Annotated in this window: 5 protein-coding genes and 1 pseudogene; 4 read left to right on the top strand and 2 right to left on the bottom strand. The window is 69.0% G+C overall.

All coding sequences use genetic code 11. From position 1 onward, the window contains the following. The 4 genes from AX685_RS12225 to AX685_RS12210 form a co-directional block, all read left to right on the top strand. A partial coding sequence (locus tag AX685_RS12225; RefSeq protein WP_231738838.1) for a GDSL-type esterase/lipase family protein occupies positions 1-432 on the top strand: 432 nt, incomplete at its 5' end. Between the two features lie 26 nt (positions 433-458). Continuing rightward, on the top strand, positions 459-881 hold the full coding sequence (locus AX685_RS12220; protein WP_066489071.1) for a hypothetical protein: 423 nt from the start codon (positions 459-461) through the stop codon (positions 879-881). 207 nt (positions 882-1088) lie between these two features. Beyond that, the gene (locus AX685_RS12215) at positions 1089-2429 is read left to right on the top strand and encodes a dicarboxylate/amino acid:cation symporter (RefSeq protein ID WP_066489068.1); all 1341 of its coding nucleotides are present in this window, start codon (positions 1089-1091) and stop codon (positions 2427-2429) included. Between the two features lie 116 nt (positions 2430-2545). Next, positions 2546-4063, top strand: coding sequence for an alginate export family protein (locus tag AX685_RS12210; RefSeq protein WP_156445784.1), 1518 nt, complete (start codon positions 2546-2548; stop codon positions 4061-4063). Positions 4064-4093: 30 nt separating this feature from the next. Here the strand turns inward: AX685_RS12210 and AX685_RS12205 are convergent. Further along, a pseudogene (locus AX685_RS12205) lies at positions 4094-5406 on the bottom strand (MFS transporter). After that, positions 5403-7205: an alpha-amylase family glycosyl hydrolase gene (locus tag AX685_RS12200; RefSeq protein WP_066489065.1), complete on the bottom strand. Its 1803-nt coding sequence runs from the start codon at positions 7203-7205 to the stop codon at positions 5403-5405. The pseudogene AX685_RS12205 and the gene AX685_RS12200 overlap by 4 nt, the downstream one beginning before the upstream one ends. Positions 7206-7299: the final 94 nt, after the last annotated feature.

Genomic DNA, 7299 nt, shown 5'->3' with positions numbered 1-7299 from the left:
ATGCTGTGCCGGATGATGGCCGACGTCGTCGCGCTGAAGCCGAAGGTGCTCCACCTGATGGCCGGGACGAACGATATCGCGGGCAATACCGGGCCGATGACGATCGCGCAGACGCAGGACAATCTGCTCGCGATGGCGCAGCTGGCGCGCGCGAACCATATCCGCGTCCTGCTGGCGTCGGTGCCGCCGGCGGCGAACTTTCCGTGGCGGCCGGGGCTGGAGACGGTCGCGCCGATCCGCGCCATCAACAACTGGCTGGCGCGCACCGCGCCCGCACTGGGCGCGACGTTCGTCGATTACACGCCGGTGCTGGCCACGCCCGAGGGGGGCATGAAGCCGGGCCTTGCCTATGACGGGGTGCACCCGACTGCGGCGGGATACGATGCGATGGCGGGCGTGCTGGAACCGGTGCTGAAGCGGCTGGGCGTCTAGCGGTTCGCGCGATACAGGCTGCGCGGATGACGGACGATCGGGGATGGGGGCGGCCCGCCGGGGCGGCGAGCGAGCGCGCGGCATCGCGCGCGCAGGAACGAATCGCGGCGGCCGAGGCGCGCACCGCCGAGCGCCAGGCGCAGCGCGAGGCCGGGCAGCGCGAGCGCGAGGCGGCGCGCGCCGCCCGCCGCGCCGAGGAGGACCAGCGCCGCGCCGCGCGGCTGGAGGAGCGTAGCGAGGAACGCGACGCGCGCCCGCGCCGCCGCGCATCGGGCGCACTGGCGCGCACCGGCGAGGAGCGCGTGGTGCGCGACACCCGCCATTACGCGACCAACGTCGATCACGGACGGATCATCGAACTGTCGCGCCGCGGTGCGACGATGCCGGGACTGGCGAGCGTGTTCGGCCTGCCCGAGGAGGAGATCGCGCGAATCCTGGCAGCGGGGTGATGTGCAGGTTTCTGCACATCTTGGCCGACCGTCTGTGTCGATCGCTGCACGCTCCGGGCGTGTCGCTATCGTTATATCATTGATATATCAAAAATAATGCAAATCGCGCGACAGGGTTGGTGGCGGGGGACTGCGTCGGCAGACTGATGCGATCCCGCGCACTCGCACAGAAGAAGCGCCGGGCCCGACGACGAGAGGATCCTGCCCATGGCACTTCACCCAAGCCCCGCCTTCGAGAGCGCGCCCGCCGGCGTGCGCCCGTGGTACACCCACCTGTACGTGCAGGTGCTGATCGCGATCATCGCCGGTGTGGCGATCGGTCATTTCGCGCCGCACGTCGGCGAATCGCTGAAGCCGATCGGCGACGGGTTCATCAAGCTGGTGAAGATGATCATCGCGCCGGTGATCTTCCTGACGATCGTCACCGGCATCGCCGGGATGCGCGATCTGGCTGCGGTCGGCCGCGTCGCCGCGAAGGCTTTCGCCTATTTCCTCACCTTCTCCACGCTGGCGCTGGTGGTCGGCATGGTGGTGGGCAACGTGATCCGTCCGGGCGCGGGGATGAACATCAACCCGGCGACGCTGGATGGCAGCAAGATCGCCGAATATGCCGAAAAGGCGCATGACACGACGCTGACCGGGTTCCTGCTCAACATCATTCCCGACACGTTCGTATCGGGGCTGAGCGAGGGCAACATCCTGCAGACGCTGTTCGTCGCGATCCTGTTCGGCATCGGCCTGGCGATGATCGGCGAACGCGGTGCGCGCGTCACCCATGCGCTGGAAGACCTGTCGCTGGCGGTGTTCAAGGTCGTCGCGATCCTGATGAAGGCCGCCCCGATCGGCGCATTCGGCGCGATGGCGTTCACGATCGGCAAGTACGGCGTCGGCACGCTGCTGAACCTGGCGGCGCTGGTCGGCACCTTCTACCTGACGTCGCTGTTGTTCGTCATCGTGGTGCTGGGGCTGGTGGCGCGCGCCTGCGGTTTCTCGATCTTCAAGCTGATCGCCTATCTGAAGACCGAACTGCTGCTGGTGCTGGGCACGTCGTCGTCGGAAAGCGCGCTGCCGAGCCTGATCGAGAAGATGGAGCGCGCCGGCTGCCCGAAGTCGATCGTCGGGCTGGTCGTGCCGACCGGCTATTCGTTCAACCTGGACGGCACCAACATCTACATGACGCTGGCGGCGCTGTTCATCGCGCAGGCGACCGGCGTGGAGCTGTCGATCGGGCAGCAGCTGCTGCTGCTGGCGGTGGCGATGCTGTCGTCGAAGGGCGCGGCGGGCGTGACCGGCGCGGGCTTCATCACGCTGGCCGCGACGCTGTCGATCGTGCCGAGCGTGCCGGTGGCGGGCATGGCGCTGATCCTGGGCGTCGACCGGTTCATGTCGGAATGCCGCAGCCTGACCAACTTCATCGGCAATGCCGTGGCCACCGTGGTCGTCACCCGGTGGGAAGGCCGGCTGGACCAGTCGCGGTTCGATGCCGCGCTGGCCGGCCATGCGCCGCGCGTCGACCAGCTGCCGGCCGAGGCCATCCCGGCGGAATGACCGACGCGCTCTAAGGACGCGATTAAGGTCTTTCGGCTAAAGGCGGGACGTGGGGGGCGAACGGCCCGCCGGTCCCGCCGCCTCCACCAAAAAGACGATCAAGGGCATTCACCATGATGAACCGTATGGCGCGCCGCCTGGCCGGCGCCGCCCCCCTGGCGCTGTGCCTGGTTGCGGGCGCGACGATCACGGCATCCGACGCCGCCGCGCAGACGATCCCCCCCAAGGACGGCCAGCCGAGCACGGCCGCCGCCAACCCCACCGCGAACGATTATCCGGTCGACGGCATAGGCGACGGCGTGACCAGCGGGGGGTACAACCAGTCGCGCTGGGCCGAGGACTGGACGAAACTGCGCGACCCCAAGAAGCGCGACGATCCGATCGACCGGCTGAAGTTCATCCCGATCGCGGGTGACGGCGACACGTATCTGACGCTGTCGGGCGAGTTCCGCCTGCGCGCGAACCATATCACCAATCCCGACCTGCGCGACCGGCGCGCGCAGCGGCAGGACATCAACCGGATCGTCGGCGCTGCCGACCTGCACATCGGCGATCACCTGCGCTTCTTCGGCGAATTGGCGCATGGCGGGCTGTCCGGTGTCGAGCTGGGCACGCGATTGCCGCAGCTAAAGAACGCGCTGGTCGTCCAGCAATCGTTCGTTGACCTGACCGGGGATGTCGGCGGCGCTCATCTGGGCGTGCGGTACGGGCGCCAGACGTTCGCCGACGGCCCCAATCTGATGGTGGTGCCGCGCGACAACAACACGATCTTCACCGTATTCAACGGCGCGCGCGTGTGGGCGCGGGGCACCAAGGTGCGGGCCGACGCCTTCGATTTCTACACCACGCGACTGGGCGTGAACGGCACGGGCGACGACCTGATCGATCGCGGGCGGCGGTTCAGCGGGATTTCCACCGGCATCGTGGTGCCGCGCGACTGGTTCGGCGGATCGAAGCTGTTCTTCGACCCGTTCGTATGGCGGCTGCGCAACGATGCCGCCTCGTGGGGCGGACGGACGCAGCGCGAGGAGCGGATGTTCTACGGCCTGCACCTGTATGGCGACGTCGGGCCGGTCAACGTCGATTACACCGTCCAGCATCAGGGCGGCAGTTTTGGCAACCAGGACATCTCGGCCTGGCTGATCTTCGCGGCGCAAAGCTATCGCCTGGGCAAGGGGCGTACCGCGCCGCGGATCGGGTTCCACGCCGATTATGCCAGCGGCGGCGGTTCCTATGACGGCGGCACGCTGCGCACGTCGCTGGCGCCGTTCGGCAACAACATCTATTACAGCTACCAGCTGTACGCGACGCCGACGAACCTGATCGCGCTGGCGCCGAACGTGACGTTCAACCCGATCCCGAAGATGCGCGTGGCGCTGGAATATCAGGCATCGTGGCGCGCGACCGAGACCGATGCGGTGTACCGCGCCAACGGCACCCCCTTTGCCGGCACGCAGAATATCCGCGGCGACCGCAAGATCGCGGACACGCTGCGCGCGCAGCTGGTGTGGAGCTTCACGCCGCGGGTGTCGTTCACCGGGCGGTACGAACATCTGATCGCGGGGCCGTCGCTGACGCGGGCGGGGTTCCGCAGTTCCGACTTCCTGGCGGGGTGGCTGAGCTTCCGCTTCTGATCGGACACGGTCCGGGGCGGGGAGCGGCGATCAGGCGGGCGAGGCCTGCGCCGTGCCCCGCCCGACCAGCACGGTGGCGGCCGCGCCCGCCAGCATCAGCACGCCGGCGACCAGCACCATCGCGCGCGCATCGCCGCCCAGCAGCGGGCGGTAGAACAGCGGCACCGTCAGGCTTTCGATCATCATCGGAATGACGATGAACATGTTAAGATGCCCATATAGACGCCGTTGCGTTCGGGCGGGATCATCCCCGTCAGCATGATATACGGATTGCCCATCATGCTGGCCCAGCCGATGCCGATGCCGATCATCGCCACGAACAGCCCCGCCTGGGTCGGGATGCCGGGGATCGCCAGCATCGCCCCGCCTGATGCCGCCAGGCACGCGGCATGGACATGCTTGGCCCCGAAACGGCGCGCCAGCGGCACCAGCAGCAGCGCGGCGACGAACGCGACCGCATTGTAGAAGGCGCCGAGCTGCCCGACGGTCAGCACGGTATCGCGAAACGCGGTGCTGGCGGTATCGGCGGTGCCGTGCAGCGAGCGCGCCAGCGCGAAGGCGATGAACTGCCAATAGGCGAACATCGCATACCATTGGCACAGCATCGCCAGTGCCAGCTGGCGCATCGGGCGCGGCATTTCGACGATCGCGGCCTTCAGGTCCGCCAGCGCGCCGCGCAGGGTGAGCGGATCGGCGGCGAGCCGCGCCTGCTCCTCCGGTGGCAGCGGCAGTTCACGCACGCGCAGCACCGACCACAGGATCGTCGACAGCGACAGCACCGCGCCGATGATGAAGGCGATGCGCGTGATATCGGGGATGCCGTTGGCGTCGACCGCATCCTTGTCGAACCCGATCCACACCATCAGCGACGGCGCGAGATAGGACAAGGTCTGCGCCAGCCCGGTGAACGCCGATTGCGTCAGGAAGCCGACCGGCCGCTGATCGGTGGCGAGCCGGTCGCCGACATAGGCGCGATACGGCTCCATCGTGACGTTGTTGGCGGCATCCAGCACCCACAACAGGCTGGCGGCCATCCACAGCGTGCGGCTGTACGGCATCGCGAACAGACACAGGCTGCACAGCACCGCGCCGATGAGGAAATAGGGGGTGCGCCGCCCCAGCCGGGTGTTCGTCCGGTCGCTCATCGCGCCGATCAGCGGTTGGACCAGCAGCCCGGTCATCGGCCCGGCGAGCCACAGGAGCGGCAGGCTCGCCTCGTCCGCGCCGAGATAGCCGTAGATCGGCGCCATGTTCGCCTGTTGCAGCCCGAACGAGAATTGCAGGCCGAGGAAGCCGAGGTTCATCTCGACGATCCGCGCCAGCGACAGCCGGGGCCGGTTCATGCCGCCTCTCCCTCGATCCACGCCATCCCCCATGCGGGCAGCGCGGCGATGGTGGCGCCGGTCAGCCGGTCGTGTCCAGCGGCATCGAGCGAAACGGCGGCAGCCGAGAAATTGAGGAACACCGTGTCGGTGCCGCAGCCGATCGCCAGCAGCGCGGGGTGTGCCGTGGCAACCGCGCGCGGTGCGCCGGCGCCGCCGCTGGCGATACGCGCGGCGCGCAAGGCGGCGATATCGCCGGCGATGCGGCGTGCATCGGGGGTGGCGGGCGCGTCCCAGTCCATCGCGGGGCGGTGGAGCCAGCGCCCTTCGTGCGCGCGATCGGGGTCGGCGAGGTAGCTGCGGTCGTTGAGCAGCCCCGCCTCGTCGCCCATGTACAGCGTCGCGAGGCCGCCGCTGGCGATCGACAGCGCGTTCACCAGCGCGATGCGGCGCAGCGCGGCCTCGCGCGCGGCGTCGTCGTGCGCCGCCTCCAGCCCCGCCAGCGAGGCGAGCGCGCCGTTGGTGCCGTGGAGCGCCGCGCCGTCCGACTGGAACGGCACGCCGCGCGCCCAGCTGTCGCCCGCGCCATGCAGGAAGCGCGCGGCGGCGACCAGCCGCTCCGTGGGCGCCGCGTCGATCGCGGCAAGGTCGCCCAGCACCGCGCCCCAGCCGATATCGTCGTGGCAGCGCGCATAGGACAGCCAGTTGGCGCCGCGCGGCAGCCCGCCGCTGGCCGCGACGATCGCATGCGGCAGCTGCGCCGATTGCTCCGCCAGCGCGACCCAGCCGGCGACCATCAGTGAATTGTTGTAGACCAGATGGCATTCGGGTTCGAACCCGTCGCCTTCGTCCGCGCCGAAATAGGGCGGCACGAACGCGGTCGGCACGATCGCCTCCGCCTTCAAGAGTGTGGCGGGGGCGGCGATGTCGAGCGCGGCGCGCAGCGCGCGGACGATATAGTGCGACGGGGGCAGGTTGCGGCAATCGGTGCCGTCCTGCTTCCACAGGAAGGCGGTGCTATCCAGCCGGAACGCCTCGAACCCGTGGTTGGCGAGCGCCAGCATCGTTTCCAGCATCGCCAGGAAGACGTTGGGATTGCGCCAGTTCAGATCCCATTGGAACGGGTAGAAGGTGGTGCGCACATGCCCGCCCATCTCCGGCACATGCGTGAAATTGCCCGGCGCGGTGGTGGGAAACACCTGCGGCAGTTCGGCGTCGCGCGCGGCGGCCTCCCCGGCGGAGACAACCATGTAGAAGTCGCGGTAGAAGGGGTCGCCCGCGCGCGCCGCCTGCGCCCAGCGGTGATCGTCGGCGGTGTGGTTGAGCGCCAGATCGACGCACAGGCTGATCCGCCCCGCGCGCAGCCGCGCCGCCAGCCGCTCGACATCCGCCATCGTGCCCAGCCGCGGTTCGACCGCCAGATAATCCGCGACCGCGAAGCCGCCGTCGCTGTCGCCCGCGCGCGCCTTCAGCAGCGCGAGCAGGTGGAGATAGCGCACCCCGAGCGATTCGAGGTGATCGACATGCGCCTCCACCCCCGCCACCGTGCCGCCGAAGCGATCGACATAGGTGGAATAGCCCAGCATCTCCGGGTGCACGAACCAGTCGGGATCGGCGACGCGCGCGCTGTCGAGCGCGACGAGATCGGCGGCCCGCGCCGAGGCGGCACGGCGGAGGATCGCGGCGCTGCGGTCCCACAGCGGCTCCAGCGCGGCGGCGCCGTACAGCCGCTGCAACTGGCGGCGCAGGCGCGGGGCGATCGCGGCGAGTCGTGCCTCCACCGGTGGCGCGTCGCTGTCGGGAATGGTCGCGATGGTCACGTGATCGTCCTCTCCGCACGGCTCGGGCCGCAATCGTTTGCGAGCTATGGCAAGCCTGGCTGGCGGATGCAAATGCAATCGTGTGCAAAAAGAT

The sequence above is a fragment of the Sphingomonas sp. CCH9-F2 genome (assembly GCF_001556735.1).
Classification (GTDB): Bacteria; Pseudomonadota; Alphaproteobacteria; order Sphingomonadales; family Sphingomonadaceae; genus Sphingomonas; species Sphingomonas ginsenosidimutans.
The sequence above is the reverse complement of the archived record's forward strand: the minus strand, read 5'-3'. Positions and strand labels throughout refer to the sequence as shown.